The 17,423-nt window shown below is 65.8% G+C and carries 16 protein-coding genes and 1 pseudogene; 8 read left to right on the plus strand and 9 right to left on the minus strand.

Going from position 1 to position 17,423, the window contains the following annotated elements; all coding sequences use genetic code 11:
- Window positions 1-32 precede the first annotated feature (32 nt).
- Together AB3X98_RS17710 and AB3X98_RS17715 are read right to left on the minus strand one after the other, a co-directional pair.
- A complete protein-coding gene (locus AB3X98_RS17710; protein WP_069265783.1) occupies window positions 33-1,052 on the minus strand; it encodes an alcohol dehydrogenase in 1,020 nt (339 codons plus the stop codon).
- A gap of 149 nt (window positions 1,053-1,201) precedes the next feature.
- Entirely contained in the window at window positions 1,202-2,170 is a 969-nt protein-coding gene (locus AB3X98_RS17715; protein ID WP_368602363.1) for a LysR family transcriptional regulator, read from the minus strand.
- Window positions 2,171-2,278: 108 nt separating this feature from the next.
- On the opposite strand from AB3X98_RS17715, the gene AB3X98_RS17720 reads away from it, so the two are divergent.
- Window positions 2,279-2,680, plus strand: coding sequence for a hypothetical protein (locus AB3X98_RS17720; protein ID WP_368602364.1), 402 nt, complete (start codon window positions 2,279-2,281; stop codon window positions 2,678-2,680).
- 68 nt (window positions 2,681-2,748) lie between these two features.
- Window positions 2,749-2,835, plus strand: a pseudogene (locus AB3X98_RS17725) (LysE family translocator); the annotation flags it as partial.
- Window positions 2,836-2,965: 130 nt separating this feature from the next.
- On the opposite strand, the gene AB3X98_RS17730 reads toward AB3X98_RS17725, so the two are convergent.
- Entirely contained in the window at window positions 2,966-3,865 is a 900-nt protein-coding gene (locus AB3X98_RS17730; protein ID WP_069265786.1) for a LysR family transcriptional regulator, read from the minus strand.
- 189 nt (window positions 3,866-4,054) lie between these two features.
- On the opposite strand from AB3X98_RS17730, the gene AB3X98_RS17735 reads away from it, so the two are divergent.
- A complete protein-coding gene (locus tag AB3X98_RS17735; RefSeq protein WP_069265787.1) occupies window positions 4,055-4,831 on the plus strand; it encodes an SDR family NAD(P)-dependent oxidoreductase in 777 nt (258 codons plus the stop codon).
- On the opposite strand, the gene AB3X98_RS17740 is transcribed toward AB3X98_RS17735, so the two are convergent.
- The gene (locus AB3X98_RS17740; protein WP_069265788.1) at window positions 4,816-5,436 is read right to left on the minus strand and encodes a TetR/AcrR family transcriptional regulator; all 621 of its coding nucleotides are present in this window, start codon (window positions 5,434-5,436) and stop codon (window positions 4,816-4,818) included. The genes AB3X98_RS17735 and AB3X98_RS17740 overlap by 16 nt on opposite strands.
- 174 nt (window positions 5,437-5,610) lie before the next feature.
- Here AB3X98_RS17740 and AB3X98_RS17745 point away from each other — a divergent pair, with 174 nt between their 5' ends.
- The 4 genes from AB3X98_RS17745 (at window position 5,611) to AB3X98_RS17760 (ending at window position 8,359) form a co-directional block, all read left to right on the plus strand.
- The gene (locus AB3X98_RS17745) at window positions 5,611-6,381 is read left to right on the plus strand and encodes an alpha/beta fold hydrolase (RefSeq protein ID WP_368602365.1); all 771 of its coding nucleotides are present in this window, start codon (window positions 5,611-5,613) and stop codon (window positions 6,379-6,381) included.
- 141 nt (window positions 6,382-6,522) lie between these two features.
- Entirely contained in the window at window positions 6,523-6,999 is a 477-nt protein-coding gene (locus tag AB3X98_RS17750) for a carboxymuconolactone decarboxylase family protein (protein WP_368602366.1), read from the plus strand.
- Window positions 6,996-7,853, plus strand: a complete 858-nt coding sequence (locus tag AB3X98_RS17755; protein WP_342949063.1) for a sigma-70 family RNA polymerase sigma factor — start codon at window positions 6,996-6,998, stop codon at window positions 7,851-7,853. The genes AB3X98_RS17750 and AB3X98_RS17755 overlap by 4 nt, the downstream gene beginning before the upstream one ends.
- A 98-nt stretch (window positions 7,854-7,951) precedes the next feature.
- A complete protein-coding gene (locus tag AB3X98_RS17760) occupies window positions 7,952-8,359 on the plus strand; it encodes a DUF2000 family protein (protein ID WP_368602367.1) in 408 nt (135 codons plus the stop codon).
- A 16-nt stretch (window positions 8,360-8,375) separates the two neighbouring features.
- Here the strand turns inward: AB3X98_RS17760 and AB3X98_RS17765 are convergent, their stop codons facing one another.
- From AB3X98_RS17765 to AB3X98_RS17780, 4 genes are all read right to left on the minus strand, one after another.
- Complete coding sequence (locus AB3X98_RS17765) at window positions 8,376-10,178, minus strand: chloride channel protein (RefSeq protein WP_368602368.1); 1,803 nt, start codon at window positions 10,176-10,178, stop codon at window positions 8,376-8,378.
- A gap of 12 nt (window positions 10,179-10,190) precedes the next feature.
- Window positions 10,191-10,604 (minus strand): MarR family winged helix-turn-helix transcriptional regulator, encoded by a 414-nt coding sequence (locus AB3X98_RS17770; RefSeq protein ID WP_069265794.1) that lies wholly within the window; start codon window positions 10,602-10,604, stop codon window positions 10,191-10,193.
- A 120-nt stretch (window positions 10,605-10,724) separates the two neighbouring features.
- The gene (locus AB3X98_RS17775) at window positions 10,725-11,882 is read right to left on the minus strand and encodes an HPP family protein (protein WP_368602369.1); all 1,158 of its coding nucleotides are present in this window, start codon (window positions 11,880-11,882) and stop codon (window positions 10,725-10,727) included.
- 275 nt (window positions 11,883-12,157) lie between these two features.
- Window positions 12,158-12,676, minus strand: coding sequence for a hypothetical protein (locus tag AB3X98_RS17780; RefSeq protein WP_368602370.1), 519 nt, complete (start codon window positions 12,674-12,676; stop codon window positions 12,158-12,160).
- Between the two features lie 345 nt (window positions 12,677-13,021).
- Here AB3X98_RS17780 and AB3X98_RS17785 point away from each other — a divergent pair, with 345 nt between their 5' ends.
- Window positions 13,022-16,600 carry an indolepyruvate ferredoxin oxidoreductase family protein gene (locus AB3X98_RS17785; protein ID WP_368602371.1) on the plus strand — a complete coding sequence of 1,193 codons (3,579 nt, stop codon included), beginning with the start codon at window positions 13,022-13,024 and terminating at the stop codon, window positions 16,598-16,600.
- A gap of 15 nt (window positions 16,601-16,615) precedes the next feature.
- Here AB3X98_RS17785 and AB3X98_RS17790 read toward each other — a convergent pair whose 3' ends face one another.
- A complete protein-coding gene (locus tag AB3X98_RS17790) occupies window positions 16,616-17,374 on the minus strand; it encodes a glycosyltransferase family 2 protein (protein WP_342949057.1) in 759 nt (252 codons plus the stop codon).
- Between the last annotated feature and the right edge of the window lie 49 nt (window positions 17,375-17,423).

The following is a 17,423-nucleotide window of genomic DNA, read 5'->3' on the forward strand; positions in this document are numbered from 1 at the left end:
CCGCATCGCACCGCACTTCGCCTCGATGCGCGTCAGGCGCCGGGCTTGAGCACCACGCGAAAGCGCGCCTTGCCGCTCATCATCCGTTCATAGGCTTCTGCCGCGCGCGACAGCGGATATTCTTCGATCATCGGCTTCACCCCCGAGAGCGCGCTGAATGCCAGGGTATCCTGAGAATCGGCGGCGGTGCCCGAGGGCCAGCCCTGCACCGAGTGACGGCCCATGATGAACTGCGTGATCGGCACTTCCACGGGCTCCTCCGATACGCCGATCATGATCAGCTTGCCGTTCAGGCCGAGCCCGCCCAGCGCAGCGCTCATGGCTTTGCCGCTCGTGGCCGTGGCGAGGATCACGCGCGCGCCGCCCAGCGCGAGCAAGGCTTGCGCGACGTCCTGCGAGGAACTGTCGATGTAGTGATGCGCGCCGAGCTGTTTCGCGAGCGGCGCCTTGTCCTGCCCGCGGGCGATGGCGACGGTGACGAAGCCCATTTTGCGGGCGTACTGCACGCCGAGATGGCCGAGACCGCCTATGCCGAGAATCGCCACGACATCGCCCGCGCGTGCGCCGCTGTTGCGCAGCGCGTTGAAGGTGGTGATGCCCGCGCACAGGAGCGGCGCGGCGTCGACGTCGGAGAGGTCGTCGGGCATGCGTGCGAGCGCTTCCTGCGGCGCCACCATGTAGTCGGCATAGCCGCCGTCGTAGCTGATGCCGGGAATCTGCCCGTTCTTGCAGAGCACGAAGTCGCCGTGACGGCAGTGTTCGCAATGGCCGCAGTGTCCGCCGTGCCAGCCCACGCCGATGCGCTGACCAACCTTCCATTCGTCGACTCGCGGGCCAAGCTTTTCGATCACGCCTGCGATCTCGTGGCCGGGCACGCGAGGGAACTGCAGGCCGGGCCACTGGCCTTCCTTCGTGAGGGAATCGCTATGGCAGATCCCGCAGGCCTGCACCTTGACGAGGACGTGTCCCTCGGGCGGCTCGGGAATATCGCGCTCGACCAGTTCGAGAGGGGCGCCGGGTTTTGCTACCTGCACTACGTGCATCTTTGGCATCGTCTGCTCCTGGGAAAGAGAGGTTTGCACCGGTGATGTCGTGGCGACGTATGGCTATGCGACATTGTAGGACGATGGTGCGAGCGCTTCGCGCTGCGCGGCGTAGGGGATGTTTGTTAGCGTTCGGCGTTTGTGAATGCTTTGCGGCATCAGCTTTCTATTCGCGACCCTGCGCGTTTTGCATCAGCTTTTACGCGGACTTTTCCATCGCCCGCCGTGCGGCTCTTCAAATGGTCGATGAACGCGCGCAGTTTCGGCATGACCTGCCGGCGGTCCGGATAGCAGAGAAACACCCCGGGCCTCATCGGCGCGTAGGCCGCCAGCACCTCGATCAGTTCACCCGATCTCAACCCGGCAGCGGCCAGCGGCTCGGGTACCTGGGCGAGGCCCAGTCCTTCTGACGCAGCGCCCAGCACGGTGGGAAAGTCACTGGCGATGAGGGGGCCGGATACGGCGATCTCGATCGACTCGTCTTCGTCGTTGAAGGACCATAGGGCGAGCGCGCCGTTGGACCGCCGCCATCGCAAGCAGGCATGCTGGCGCAGGTCGTTCGGGTGAGCGGGCGGGCCTGACCCGGCGAAGTAGCCCGGGCTGCCGACGACGATGAGACGGAACGGCGGCGTCATCGGCACCGCGACCATATCGGGAGCAACGAGATGACCCTGCCGGACAGCGGCGTCGAAGCCTTCGGCAGCAAGGTCGGTCACCTCCTTGCTCGCAGCAAGCTCCACCTCGACCTCGGGATAAGCCTTGCAGAACGATGTGACCAGCTCAAGCAGAGTGGGGATCACCGCGCGCGGCGCCGAGAGGCGCAGCAATCCCGCCGGTCGCTGGCCGAGTCCACGCGCCAGCTCACTGGCGGCGACCAGCTCCTCGAAGGCGGGCTTGGCGCGCGCGAAAAACTGTTCGCCGGCTTCGGTCAAGCCGACACTGCGCGAGTTGCGGATGAAGAGCGCTGCGCCAATGCGCGCTTCGAGTACACGTACTGTCTGGCTGATAGCCGAGGGCGTCACACCGAGCTCCGCGGCCGCCTTGCGAAAACTGCGATGCCGGGCAACGCTCAGGAACACTTCCACGCCGTCCAGCGCGCCCTGCCTGACTGTGAAGTTCTGCTTCATGGCCCGTCAACAATGTGATGGATAGCCGCGTGCGAATAGCGATGATACCTTGGCACCAGCCATTGGTCCGGAGCATCAGCGGCTCGCACCACAGTCACTGGACGCTGAATGAAACGCCTTCTTCTTAATTCGACCATCGCCTCTGTGCTGGTCGCTTCTGCTGGAGTTTCCATGTCGCAAACCACGCCTATGCCTGCCACGCCAACCACGAAGATTCTGGCGATCGGCACTTTTCCGCCGGGCACGGACATGCAACTTGTCCAACACACGCTGCCGACCGAAGTGCGCGAGACGGCGCAGCTTTACCTCGAGGGCAAGATTGATCAGTGGTATTCACTGCAAGACCGGGCCGGGGTGGCATTCATCCTGAACGTAACGGACGTCGACCAAGCGCATGAAATGCTCGAGGCACTGCCCTTGGGGAAAGCGCATTTGATGACGTTCTCGCTCTTCCCAATAGGCCCGCTGAAGCCGTTGAGCAAGCTTTTGAATTCGCCTGCCCCCCAGTAGCAGGCACTGGAGCGTCCGGAGCATGCTGGCTTGCATCGCATATCAACGTTTTGAAACCCCTTTCAATCATGACTGGAAACGCCTTCTTCTCGACCAACCTGCTGCTTGCCTACACAGCGTATTTCGTCGGCACCGCGAGTGCCGGGCCGAGCAACGCTTTGGGCGACGGTCGCAGCGCTGTCGTATTCGGGATCGCCGGGATCAAACTCCTGGCGACGCGTATCTAGCCCGGTTTCAGACTTCGCCTTCGCGTTGAACTGACGTTCGCTCTTCGGGGCGCGCCAGCTACTCACGCAACGTTGCGAGGGGAAGTCTGGCAACCAGTTCGTCGAATACGACACGGACTCGCCTCGACACCGGGCCGCGTTGGGGACGGTAGACGTATAGCTTCCAGGGATCGGGATCGAGGCGAGGTAGAAGCCGGACGAGTTGACCTCGCTGAATGTAAGGTCGAATCAGATATTCGGTGCATTGGCTGAAGCCAATTCCAGCGCAAGCTGCTTCGACCTCCACGGAAGTATCGTTGGTTACGAATGCAGGTGCAGCCGGCTGGAAGTGGCGTTCGCCGCGGAACATCCATGGCCACGGACGACCGCTTGCGGGGTCGATCAGGCACGTCACAGGCAGTGCTTCGAGGTCCTTCAAGTTCTTCGGTTCTCCCAACCGCGCGATCAATGCAGGCGACGCGACAGTCCACACCGGTAGTGGACCGATAGCGCGCGCGACAAACCGGTTGTCGCCAATTGCGCCCACACGCACGCCCAGGTCGATCTGCTCGTCCACGACGGCCGAGGGGGCATCCGAGAGTCTGAGATCGGCAATCAGACCGGAATGGCGAGCCATCAATTCCATCAAAATCGGCTGTACGTAGTAGCGGCCCAAGGCTGACGGCGCAGTAATGCGCACAACGCCCATTGCGTCGTCGCTCATGCTTGCCTGGCCGAACAGGCCGTCGACGCCTGCTAGCGCGGCCTGCGCGCGTGCGACGAACGACTGGCCGAAGGTCGTGATCTGCACGCGTCGCGTATTGCGATGGAACAGGGTTTCCCTCAGTTGCTCCTCCAGCTCACGCACCGCGCGCGTGACCACTTGCGGCGAAACGCCGAGTCGCGCGGCGGCTTCGCGAAAGCTCGTACACGACGAGGCGGCCAGGAAGATCCTCAGGAGATCAAGGCGATTGAGCATGATTGTTCCTGCGCTGAGAAGGACGAGTCATTGTCGTTGAAAATTCCCAAATCAGGAATTGTGAAAGCGCGATTATTCCATTCACCTTCGAGGGCTGGGTATCCATACTTCGTTCCAGGCGTGAGGCAATGTAGCCGTGACAAGCGCGCCAGACCCTGCGCAATATCCACTGGAACCAAGGACGACATCATGAACACGATCAGCACACAACGGCAGCTCGAAGGCAAGATTGCACTCGTGACCGGCGCAAGCTCCGGTATCGGCCGCGCTTCGGCCGTCGAACTCGCCCGCCGCGGCGCAAAGGTCGTCGTGGCGGCCCGCCGCAAGGACGAACTCGACCAGCTCGTGCAGCAGATTTCGGGCGAGGGTGGCGAAGCGTCGACCTTCGTGGCGGACGTTTCGAAAGAGGTCGACATCGAGCGTCTCGTCGATTACACGGTGCAGACCTACGGGCGCCTTGACATCGCCTTCAACAATGCGGGAACCGAGGGCGTATTCGCGCCGCTCATCGAACAGGATTCCGAAAGATTCGACATGGTCTTCGACCTGAACGTGCGCGGCGTGCTGAACGCGATGAAATACGAAGCGCAGGTCATGCTCGAGCAAGGCGCGGGCAGCATCATCAACAACGCCTCGATGGGCGGGCTGATCGGTTTCGCGAACGCGTCGGTGTATATCGCGAGCAAGCACGCGGTAGTCGGCATGACAAAATCGGCGTCGATCGAATGGTTCCGCCAAGGCATACGCGTAAACGCACTGTGCCCGGGGTTGATCGAGACGCCGTTCCATCATCGCGGCATCTGGCCATCGGCCGAAGTGCAGCAGCAGTTCGCCGCCGGCACGCCCGCTGGCCGCTGGGGCACCGCGCAGGAGATGGCGACTATCGTGGCGTTCCTCGCCTCCGACGACTCGAGCTACGTTTCAGGCCACGCTCTGGTGGCCGACGGCGGCTACTCGGTCGCCTGACCGGTGGAGCGGGTGCGTTTGCGAGGCTTGACCAGTCTTTCGACCGCATCCTCGGTCACCTGCTTGAACAGCTCGACGTTCGCATACGCCCGCGCAGCGAGCATGGCGCCGTAGACCAGCGAGACGAGCGTGGCCGCTTCGGCGTGAACCGACGAATCCAGTTTGAGGAGATCGCCCTTCACGCCGGCTTCGAGCACCCGCTCGAGCCACGCCGTCAGGTGATCGAAGAACGTCTTCACCCCTTGAGCCACTTCTTCGGGCAGCGAAGGCAGTTCGGCGCCCAGCATGCCCGCGACACAGAACGGAGCCGTGTCGTCGGCAATGCAGCGCTCCCAATGGCCGATGTAGGCGCGCAACTGTGCGATGGCGTCCGCGCCGCTCGCCTCCAGCGCCGCCACATCGGCGTCGAGCGCTTCCTGCCACGCGTCCAGCACCGCCACCACGAGATCGGTCTTGGCGGGGAAATGGTGGTGAATGCTGGCCTTGCGAATGTCGATCGCATCCGCGATGTCGGCATAGCTGAAGCCGTTGTAGCCGCGCCGCATGATGAGCTGCCGTCCCGCCGCGATGATCCTGTCGGCCGTCAGTTCGCCGCTTACTGTCATTTTGCCTACCATCTAGTCGGTTGAATTACCGACAGCTTACGCGGAGCGGGAATTCATTGCCACCCCCCAAGCCCCTGCAAAATTTTTCTTGCTCCTCAGCCATCCTACTAGTAGGATGGCTTCATCGAACAGGCGACGCCCTGTCGAGCCCTCAAAATCACCTGGAGCATGAAAATGAAGATTTCCTCATACGTCACCCGCATCGCCGCCGCCGTTGCCCTTTCCGCCGCCGCGCTCGGCTCGCAGGCGGCCACGGCCGCACCGGTCAAGAACATCGTGCTCGTGCACGGCTACTTCGCCGACGGTTCGGGCTGGCAGGCCGTGTCGAAGATCCTCACGCGCGACGGCTACAAGGTGTCCGTCGTGCAGGAGCCGGAAACGTCCTTCGACGACGACGTGAAGGCGACGACCCGCGTGATCGACGCCCAGGACGGCCCGAGCATCCTCGTCGGCCACAGCTACGGCGGCGCGGTCGTGACCGAGGCGGGGAATGACGACAAGGTCGCGGGTCTCGTCTATGTGGCCGCGTTCCAGCCCGACACGGGAGAATCGCCGCTCGAACTGACGAAGAAGACGCCGCCGGCCACCCAGGCGATCAAGGCCACCGCCGACGGCCACCTGTATATCGACCCGGCGAATTTCCACGAGGATTTCGCCGCCGACCTGCCCGCCGCCGAATCCCGCTTCATGGCCATCTCGCAGGTCACGCCCGCCGCGCAGTCATTCGGCGTTCCGATCGCGCACGCCGCCTGGCGAACGAAACCGAGCTGGGCCGTCGTGGCGACGGCGGACCGCGCGATCAATCCCGATCTGGAACGCTTCATGACCCAGCGCGCCGGCAGCAAGACGGTCGAGATCAATTCGAGCCACGTGGTCTACATGTCGCATCCGGCGGAAGTGGCGAAGATCATCGAGCAAGCCGCCGCGCAGTCGGCCAAAGAGTGATGTGGCGTGACGAGCCGCCTTCGGCCGTGATACCGGCCGAGGCGGCGCAATTGTCGCTAACGAACTTTTTTCGCCCCAATGTCACACGCGGCCCAGGCTGTCTCGTCATGTCATGGCAACCCAACCGAAAGGAGATGCAACATGACTGCCAAGCTCGACCTGTTCGCCGCCGCCCCGACCCTGATGAAGTCCTGGATGGGCACTTCGCTCGCCGTGTCCGGGAGCCTCGAGCCGAGCCTCATTGCGCTGGTGGAGGTGCGCGCGTCGCAAATCAACGGCTGCGCGAATTGTCTTAACATGCATACCGCCCACGCACGCGAGGAAGGCGAGACCGAACAGCGTCTCTACCTGCTTTCCGCGTGGAAAGAAGCGCCTTGCTATACCGACCGCGAACGCGCGGCGCTCGGCTGGACCGACGCCCTCACGCGCCTTTCCAAAGGTCATGTGCTGGAGGAGGCACGCGCGGCGCTCACCGACCACTTTACCGAGGAGGAGCAGGTGAAGCTCACGCTGATGATCAATGTGATCAACGGTTGGAACCGCCTTGCGGTCGGCTTCGGCCTGTGGGTCGATCCGGCGGCGGCGAAGGCCATGGCCAGGAAGATGGTTGCCGCATGACGGACGCTGGCCTCACGGACGCCGCGGCGAGTTTCGATCCGCTGCGGCGCAAGCTGATCCGCGTGGCGTACCGCATGCTCGGCTCGGTCGCCGACGCCGAGGACATCGTGCAGGACGCGTTCATCCGCTGGGCGGACGTGGAGCGCGACGAGGTGCGCGTGCCCGAGGCGTTCCTGCGCCGCATGGTGATGCGCATGTGCCTCGACCAGCTCAAATCGGCGCGGCATCAGCGCGAAACCTATGTCGGTCCGTGGCTGCCCGACCCGGTCGTCGAAGAGGACGAGCAGGAGGACGTCACGCTGCCGCTCATGCTCGCGCTCGAACGCCTCTCGCCGCTGGAGCGCGCGGCGTTCCTGCTGCACGACGTGTTCGGGCTCGAGTTCGACGAAGTCGCGGCCACGATCGGGCGCGAGAGCGCCGCATGCCGGCAACTCGCGGCGCGCGCCCGCACTCATGTGCGAGAGGCGCGCCCGCGTTTTCATGTGGAGAAAGCGCGCGGCCTCGAACTGGCGCAGGCGTTCTTCGCGGCGTCGCGCAGCGGCGACATGAGCGCGCTGGGCGCCATGCTTGCCGACGACGTGAGCCTGCACGCGGACGGCGGCGGCAAGCGCCCGGCGATCGGCCGCCCGGTGTTCGGCTTCGAGAGTGTGATGAAGCTGCATGCGCAGCTAGCCGACCTGTTCCGCAAGAATGGCTCGACTTTCGTGCGCGCGGGTTTCATCAACGGCCTGCCCGGCTTCGTCTCGCGCGAGGCCGATGGCGAGTTGCAGACCACCGCGCTCGAGATCGAAGACGGCAAGGTCACGGCCATTTACGTGATGCGCAATCCGGACAAGCTGCGGCATCTGCACTGAGATGTGCGGCTTCCGGGCGACCCAAGCCGCCGTGCACAAACATTCCAGACTTGCAGCGGCGTTTCGCGGATCATGACTGCCTCGAAAAAGGAGGCAGCATGTTCGATACGAAAGTCGCGCTGGTCGTGCGGGAAAACCTCGCGGTCTGGCAGAAGCTCAATGTGACCGCGTTTCTCGCCACGGGCATTGCGGCGGCGGTGCCCGAAGCGCTTGGCGAGCCCTACGAAGACGCGCGCGGGCAACGCTACGGCAGGATGCTGGGCCAGCCGATGATGATCTATGGCGCCGATGTCGGGGGATTGCAGGCGGCGCTGCGGCGCGGCGTTTCGCGCGAACTCACGATCGTGCCGTATGTGCACGCCATGTTTTCGACGGGCCACGACGCGGCGAACCGCGAGGTCTTTCGCGCCGAGGCCCCGGAGAATCCCGATCTGGTGGGAATCGCGTTATACGGCCCGAAGAACGCGGTCGACAAGGCCGTGAAGGGGCTGGCGCTGCATCAGTAGACGCGCGCCGTTTCCGTCACCCCGCCTTGCGCACCGGCGGAAAGCGCCGCTTGCTGTTGCCCATGGGAATGCGGCGGAAGCGCTCCTTCTTGTGCTCTTCCTCGAAGTGCGCAAGCGAGAGCTTGACGAGGTCGCTGCGCGAGACGATGCCCACGAGCCGCCGCGATTCGCGGTCGGCCACCACGGGCAGGCGTTCGAGCCCGTGAATCGCGAGGCGCGTGGCAACCTGCCGGCACGTTTCCGCGGGCAGCGCCATGTCGGGGGAACGTTGCGCGAGCAACGAGCCGAGTGGCGTGTCGAGGGCTTCGGTCGCGGCGCTCGCGCGCACGGCGTCGAGCATCGCGCGATCCACCACACCGAGCACCGCGCCGTCGCGCAGCACCGGGAAGGCGCGGCGCTGCTGGGTCGAACCGAAATAGCGGTCGAGGGCTTCGCGCACGGTGACGTTCGCGTCGATCGTATCGACGGTGCGGGTCATCACTTCATCGACGTAATGGCGCTCGAGCGGATCGACGCCGTACTCGCGATAGATGTGATAACCGCGGCGCGCGATCTTTTCGGTCATGATCGAGCGCTTCATGACGACCGTCGCGAAGCCGTGCGCAACCAGCGTGGCCGTGAGCAGCGGCAGCAGCGCATTGGTATCGTGCGTGAGGCCGAACGCGAACACGATGGCCGTGAGCGGCGCGCCGAGCGTGGCGCCGAGCGTCGCCGCCATGCACACGAGCGGCCACAGCGCCGGGTCGCTGCCGGGCAGCACGTGGCTCAATACCGAGCCGAGCCCGGCGCCGAGCATGAGCAGCGGGGCGAGTACGCCGCCCGAGGTGCCGGAGCCGAGCGCCACGACCCAGATCACGGCTTTCACCACCAGAATCGCAATGGCGACCTGAAGAACGATGTGCTGATGCAGCAGATCGCCGATCACGTCGTAGCCCACGCCGAGCGCGCGCGGCTCGATGAAGCCGCCGATGCCCACCACGAGCCCGCCGATGGCCGGCCACCACGACCAGTGCAGCGGCAGATGGCCGAACAGGTCCTCGACCTTGTAGAGCGCCGCCGACAGCCCCGACGCGAGCGCGCCCGCCAGCAGCCCGGCGATGATGCACGAGAAGAGCGCCACTGCGTGCGGCGGCAGGGTCTGCAAGGGAAAGAGCGGCGCCGTGCCGAAGAACACGGAGCGCGCGAAGCCGGCCACCGCGCACGCGAGCGCCACCGGCAGGAAGCTGCGCGGGCGCCATTCGAACAGCAGCAGTTCGACGGCGAGCAGCACGGCCGCGACCGGCGTGCCGAACACGGCGGTCATGCCCGCGGCCGCGCCCGCCACGAGCAGCGTCTTGCGCTCGGCCGAGGTGACGCGCACGCACTGCGCGAGCAGCGAGCCGAGCGCGCCGCCCGTCATGATGATCGGGCCTTCCGCGCCGAACGGGCCGCCGCTGCCGATCACGATGCCCGACGAAAGCGGCTTGAGCACGGCCACCTTCGGCGACATCTTGCTCTTGCCGAACAGAATGGCTTCGATGGCTTCGGGAATGCCGTGGCCGCGAATTTTTTCGGAGCCGAAGCGCGCCATCATCCCGACGATCAGTCCGCCGATTACCGGCACGACGATGACCCACGGCCCGAGCGTGTTGAGCGCGGGCGAGCGGTCGCCGAAAGAGAACTGGCCGAAGAAGAACAGGTTCGTGAACCAGTGGATCAGGCTCAGCAGCACGAACGCCGCGAGCGTGGCCAGTGCGCCAATCACGGCGGCCAGCGCGCTGATGCCGGGCAGGCGTGCGTTCGCCGAGAAGTCGCGCTTGTGGGAATCGTCGGAATGCATGGTGAGCAGGCCCTAAAGATCGATACGCGGAATGGTGAATGCGCCCTCGAGCGACTTCAACTCGGCGCGATGCAGTTCGGCCAGGCGCGCGAGCAGCTTTTCGCCGGCAGCGAGCAAATGCACTTCCACCTGGCGCCGGTCGCGCTCGCTCACGCGGCGCTCGACGAGTTCGATCGCCTCGCAGCGCGAGACGAGCGCCACCACGCCGTGATGCTGCGCCTGCAAACGCTCGGCCAACTCGCCGATGGTCGCCCACGTGCGGCCGGGGTAACCCTTCACATGCAGCAGCAACAGGTATTGCAACGGCGTGATGCCCTCGGCCTGCGCGGCCTGCTCCGAGAAGCGCTCGAAGCGGCGCATCTGGTAGCGAAATTCGGACAGCTGTTCAAAGTCGACCTTGTCGAGCTCACGCGCGCTTTTTTTCATCGGGAGTCCCTGGAACGGTTTAGTCGCCTAATATATCACGATGTGACATTTATTCCCGAAAACGCCCGTCACATCGGCATGCGGCCAGGTGTATGGCCGCGATTCTGGCCGCCAAGCGGTTCAGGCCGGTGCCTGCTGCGGCGTCTTCGCCTGGTGATAGAGCCCGGAGATCAAATCGGCCTGCGTGATGATGCCCGCAAGCCGGTGTTCGTGATCGACCACCGGCACATGGTGGTGCCCGCGGCCCGCAAAAATACGCACGAGTTCGACGATCGGCGTCGTGTTCGCGACGGTGAGCACATGCGTGGTCATCAGCGTGCCGACACTCTGGCCGGACTCTGCGTGCGGCCGGAACAGGCGCGCAATCGCGTAAAGCATGAGACGCAGCGGATGCCGTTCGCGCCCGTCGTCGGCGAGGTCGGCGCGCGTGACGATGCCTTTCACCTGGTGATGCGCGTCCACCACGGGCAGTGCCTTCACATCGTGGCGCTTGAGCAGCGAGCGCGCTTCGCCCACGGTCGTCGCGGGCGTGATGCTCACCACGTTGGCCGACATGACGTCGGCGCAGGTCAGTTCGCCGAAGCTGCGCGCGTAGGCGCGGATCTCGGCGTCCTGGAGCACGGCTTCCAGGTCGTCGGTGTCGATGTCGAGCATTTCGTCGCGCTCGCGCAGCACGGCTTCGAGGTCGGCACGCGTGAAACCGGCTTGCGCGGGGACGGGGCCGGCCACCCGCGGGCGCCGCGCGGCATGCGGATAGCGATGCCCCGTGGCGGCGTGATAGACGAGCGCGCCGCCGAGCAGCAGGAACGACTGCAGCGCGACGGGCACGAATACGAACTCATAGCCGAGCGCATGCACGGCCGGGCCGCCCAGCACCGCGGTCAGCGCGACCGCGCCTGAGGGCGGATGCACGCAGCGCAGCGTAAACATCGCGACGATGGCCACGGCGATGGCCACGGCGGCAGCCGGCACGGGGTCATGGATCCACATCGCCGCGGTCACGCCCACGGTGGCGGAAACGAGGTTGCCGCCGATGATCGACCAGGGCTGCGCGAGCGGGCTGGCGGGGACGCCGAACAGCAGCACGGCGGAGGCGCCCATCGGGGCGATCAGGTACGAAATGCCCGGATCGCCGCCAGGCAGCCGGTGCGCGAGCGCGCCCGTCAGCGCGATGCCGACCAGCGCACCGCCGCCCGAGCGCAGACGCTCGCGCCATGTGATGGTGACCCTGGAAGGGGTGAAGCGGGTGAGCCAGCGAAGGACCTTGAAGCGTGACACGATTCGGAGCGGAAACGGATGGGGAGCGCAGACGGCTCGGCGCCGCCCAAAGAAAGGGATTATATCGCGATGTGATATATATCGCGTCACTTAGTCGCGGCGATGTTGTACCGAGGATGCGCTTCGGGCAGGAATTTTTGGGGACGCAACCGTAACCGCGCGGCGGGCGGCGGCAGGTGAGGCAAGGGAGGAGGCGCCGCCAGAGGGGCGGCGGCGCATTTTAGGCCGGCCAGTGAACGGTGGCCGCCGGTTCGAACTTCAAGTTTTAGCCAGCCTTAACCGGCAGGCGGCGGCTGACCCGCGAAACGCGGCGCGGGAGCGGCGTTGGAATGGCCGTCGGGGTGGCGGTGATGGCCGGCATTGGCGTTGGCGCTGGCGTTCGCGTTGCGGTTCGGTGCAGGCGGCGGGCGATGTTGGGCGGTGTGCGCCGGCGGATGCCCGCCCGGCTGGGGCCGGTAGCCATGCGGCGGCGTGCCGTGCGGCTGCATCGTCACGCGCACGCGCTGGGGCTCGGGCATGTGCGCATGTTGCATCGGCAGATGGCCTTCGTTATGCGCCATCACCACGCGCAGTTCCGCGCGGCGGTGCAGGACTTCGCCGCGCAGGTCGCCGCGGCCGTAGTAGCGGCGCTGGCGGTGGCCGTCCGGCCCCACGATCCAGATATACGTGCTGCCGCCGGCGTAGACCACGTCGCGGTCGAGCACGACCGAAACGTAGGCGTCGTACGGTTGCGGCACATAAACGGGTTGTGCGACGACGACAGGCGGGGGCGGCGGCGGGGGAGCGACAACCATGGTCGTGGGGCGCGCGGGGGCGGTGGCGACTCGGGGGCTCGAGACGCAGCCGCTGATCAGCAGGGTTGCGGCCAGGGTTCCGAACAAGACAGATGCAGATGGCAGGGCGCGTGGTTTCGCGTGCAAGCGGGACTCCGGAATGAGTGGTTGCTGGTCCCGCGTGTTAACGGCAAATGCCCGAGGCGCTTGAGCAAGCGCCCGTCGACGCGGGGATGACTGCGCGTCCAGCCATCCGTTTTTCGCATACCGGTGTTCCCAATTTGTGATTTTACGATGGCATATCGGCTTCCTATACTCGCCCGGAAAACGTACCGATGAAGTACCGATTCCGGAGACAGCCCCGCCATGAACGCCCCAGACCGTGCCGCCGTAGACGCTGCATCGCTAGCCGCATCCGTTTCGCTCGACGATAAATACACGCTGGAAAAGGGCCGCGTGTACATCAGCGGCACCCAGGCGCTGGTACGCCTGCCCATGCTGCAAAAGGCGCGCGACCGCAAGGCCGGCCTGAATACCGCGGGCTTCGTCTCGGGCTATCGCGGCTCGCCGCTCGGCGCGCTCGACCAGTCGCTCTGGAAGGCGAAAAAGCACCTCCAGGCCCACGACGTCGTGTTCCAGCCCGGCGTGAACGAAGACCTCGCCGCCACCGCCGTGTGGGGCACGCAGCAGATCAATCTCTGGCCCGGCGCGCAGCGCGACGGCGTGTTCGGCATGTGGTACGGCAAGGGCCCCGGCGTCGACCGCACCGGCGACGTGTTCAAGCACGCCAACTCCGCGGGCAGCGACGCGCGCGGCGGCGTGCTCGTGCTCGCGGGCGACGACCATGCGGCCAAGTCGTCGTCGGTTGCGCACCAGTCCGAGCACGCGCTCATCGCGGCGGGCATTCCCGTGCTCTATCCCGCGAACGTGCAGGAATATCTCGACTACGGTTTGCACGGCTGGGCCATGAGCCGCTACTCCGGCTTGTGGGTCGCCATGAAGTGCGTGACCGACGTGATCGAATCGACCGCGTCGATCGACCTCGACCCGGATCGCGTGGCAATCGTCACGCCCGCCGACTACACCATGCCCGAAGGCGGGCTCAATATCCGCTGGCCCGACACGCCGCTCGCCCAGGAAGCGCGCCTGCTCGACGAGAAGTGGTACGCCGCGCTCGCCTATGTGCGCGCGAACCGCCTGAACCGCGTGGTGATCGATTCACCGCGCGCACGCTTTGGCATCATGACCGCGGGCAAGGCGTATCTCGACGTGCGCCAGGCGCTCACCGACCTCGGCCTCGACGACGAGACCTGCGCGCAGATCGGCGTGCGCGTGCTCAAGGTGGGCTGTGTGTGGCCGCTCGACGCGCAGGACGCGCGCGGCTTCGCCACCGGGCTCGAAGAAATTCTCGTGGTGGAGGAAAAGCGCCAGATTCTCGAATACGCGCTCAAGGAGGAGCTCTACAACTGGCGCGAAGACGTGCGCCCCAAGATCTACGGCAAGTTCGACGAGCGCGACAACGAAGGCGGCGAATGGTCGGTGCCGCGCGGCAACTGGCTGCTGCCCGCGCACTACGAACTCTCGCCCGCACTGATCGCCAAGGCCATTGCGCGGCGTCTCGCGCGCGCCGACGTGCCCGAGGAAGTCCGGGCACGTATGCTCGCGCGCGTGGCGATCATCGAGGCGAAGGAGCGCGAGGCAGCGAAGCCGCGCGTGACGGTGGAGCGCAAGCCGTGGTTCTGCTCGGGCTGTCCGCACAACACCTCGACGAATGTGCCCGAAGGCTCGCGTGCGCTGGCGGGCATCGGCTGCCATTACATGTCGATGTGGATGGACCGCAAGACCGAAACGTTCAGCCAGATGGGCGGCGAGGGCGTGGCGTGGCTCGGCCAGATGCATTTCTCGGGCGACAGGCACGTGTTCGTGAATCTCGGCGACGGCACCTACTTTCACTCAGGACTGCTGGCGATTCGCGCGGCCATCGCATCGAATGCCAACATCACCTACAAGATTCTCTACAACGACGCGGTGGCGATGACGGGCGGCCAGCCCGTGGACGGCGTGCTCACCGTGCCGCAGATCGCGCATCAGGTGCATGCCGAAGGCGCGAAGCGCATCGTCATCGTCACGGACGAGCCGCAAAAATACGGCGCCAATATCGTTTTGCCGACGGGCGTGGATGTTCATCATCGCGACCAGCTCGATAGCGTGCAGCGGACATTGCGCGAAATCGCGGGCACCACGGTGCTGATCTACGACCAGACCTGCGCCACCGAAAAACGCCGTCGCCGCAAGCGCGGCGCCTATCCCGACCCGGCGCGCCGCGCGTTCATCAACGACGCCGTGTGCGAGGGCTGCGGCGACTGCTCGGTGCAATCGAATTGCCTTTCCGTCGAGCCGCTCGATACGCCGCTCGGCACGAAGCGCAAGATCAACCAGTCGTCGTGCAACAAGGACTTTTCGTGCGTGAAGGGCTTTTGCCCGAGCTTCGTAACGGCCGAGGGCGCGCAGTTGCGCAAGCCGCGCGCGGCGAACGTGTCCAGCGCCGCATCGATCGATTTCGACGCGCTGCCCATGCCGGTGCTCCCGCAACTGGCGAAGCCTTACGGCATCCTCGTGACGGGCGTGGGCGGCACGGGCGTCGTGACCATCGGCGGCCTGATCGGCATGGCCGCGCATCTTGCAGGCAAGGGCGTGACCGTGCTCGACATGGCCGGGCTCGCGCAAAAGGGCGGCGCCGTGCTGAGCCACGTGCAGGTGGCGGCGACGCCCGCCGCCTTGCACGCCACGCGCATCGCCACGGGCGAGGCGCGCCTCGTGATCGGCTGCGATGCGATCGTCTCCGCTTCGGGCGACGTGCTCTCGCGCACCCAGCATGGCGTGACGGTCGCGGCGATCAACAGCGGCGCGACGCCGACCGCGGAATTCGTCAAGAATCCGAAGTGGACGTTCCCGGGCGCGCAAACCGAGGCTGAACTCCGTGCGAGTATCGGCGAGGGCTGTGCGTTCGTGGACGCCAATGCGCTCGCGCTGGCCTTGCTCGGCGACACGATCTACAGCAATCCGCTGCTGCTGGGCTATGCGTGGCAAAAGGGTTGGCTGCCGCTCGAACTCGCGCATCTGCGCCGCGCGATCGAACTCAACGCCGTGGCCGTGGAGAAGAACCAGCAGGCGTTCAACTGGGGCCGCTATGTCGCGCATCATGGCGAGGCGGTCGTGCGCGCGCTCACCAGGACGCAGGCAGAGCCGCAAGCCGTCGTTCTGCGCATGCCCGAATCGCTCGACAAGGTGATCGCCGCGCGCGAAGCGCTGCTCACGGCGTATCAGAACGCCGCCTATGCGCAGCAGTATCGCCGCGTGGTCGAGCGCATTCGCGTGAAAGAGACAGCGCTTGGCTGCGACGCGAAGCTGCCGCTCACGCGCGCCGTTGCCGTGAATCTCGCGAAGCTCATGGCCTACAAGGACGAATACGAGGTCGCGCGTCTTTACGCCGATCCCGCGTATCTGCAGAAGCTGCGCGAGCAGTTCGAAGGCGAGCCGGGACGCGACTACAAGCTGAACTTCTGGCTCGCGCCGCCGCTCTTCGCGAAGCGCGACGAGCACGGTCATCTCGTGAAGCGCCGTTTCGGTCCGTGGGTGCTGCCGGTGTTGCGCACGCTGGCCCGCATGAAGGGGCTGCGCGGGACGGCGTTCGACGTGTTCGGCAAGACCGGAGAGCGTCGCGACGAACGCCGCTCGATTGCGCAATACGTCGCGCTCGTGGACGAATTCTGCGCGAGCCTCGACGCCCAGCGCCTGCCCGTCGCGCTGCAGCTCGCGGCGCTGCCCGACGAGATTCGCGGCTTCGGCCACGTCAAGGCGCGCAATCTCGCGGCGGCCGGCAAAAAGCAGGAGCGCTTGCTGGCCGACTACCGCGCGAGCGCAGCGATGCGCGCCACGGCGTAAGAAGCCATCGAGCGATCAGGGCAACAGGCGCCTGCCTAGCAAGCGCGGCAGGCGCAGCGCGAACCCGCTCACGAGCCGCAGATGCATGCCCGCGAGCAGCAGGTTGTCGCGCACGTAGTTGAAATGCGAGACCCCGCCTTCATCGGCGCCGAAGTAACGCACCGGCGCTTCGATCTGGATGGGCCGCACGCCGGCCCAGCACAGGCGCACGGCGGCTTCGGGATCGAAGTCGAAGCGGCGCATCCACGTCTGGCGGTGCATGATCGCCTTCAGTGGCGCGATCGGGTACACGCGAAAGCCGTATAGCGAATCGCCAATGCCGGCCCACAGCGTCTCGAAGTCGGCGAAGAAGTTCGACAGGCGTCGTCCCTGCACGCGCAGTTGCGGCGCGCTCGCGTCAAACTTCGGCAGGCCCAGCACCATGGCGTCGGGCGCGGCCTGCGAGGCGGCCATGAATTCGGGAATCAGCGCGGCGGGGTGCTGGCCGTCGGAGTCCATCGTCAGCACGTGGGTGAATCCGCGCGCCGCGGCGGCTTCGAGCCCCGCGAGCACCGCGCCGCCCTTGCCCCGGTTGTCGGGCAGCACGATGACGTGCAGGCCGGGGTCGTCGTTGGCCATGGCCTGCAGGCGCGCGGCGCTGCCGTCCGTGCTGCCGTCCACCACGACCCACACGGGGTTCCATTGCGCGCGTGCGCCGCGCACGGTTTCGTCGAGCTTGGCGCCGGGGTTGTAGCTCGGGATCAGGACGAGATGCGTGGACGAAGGCGTGGCCATGGCAGCGGGTGCCTCGACAGCGTGAGACCCTGAAAAAATTCTAGGTCGC

The organism is Paraburkholderia sp. BR14312 (assembly GCF_040948675.1).
Classification (GTDB): Bacteria; Pseudomonadota; Gammaproteobacteria; order Burkholderiales; family Burkholderiaceae; genus Paraburkholderia; species Paraburkholderia nodosa_A.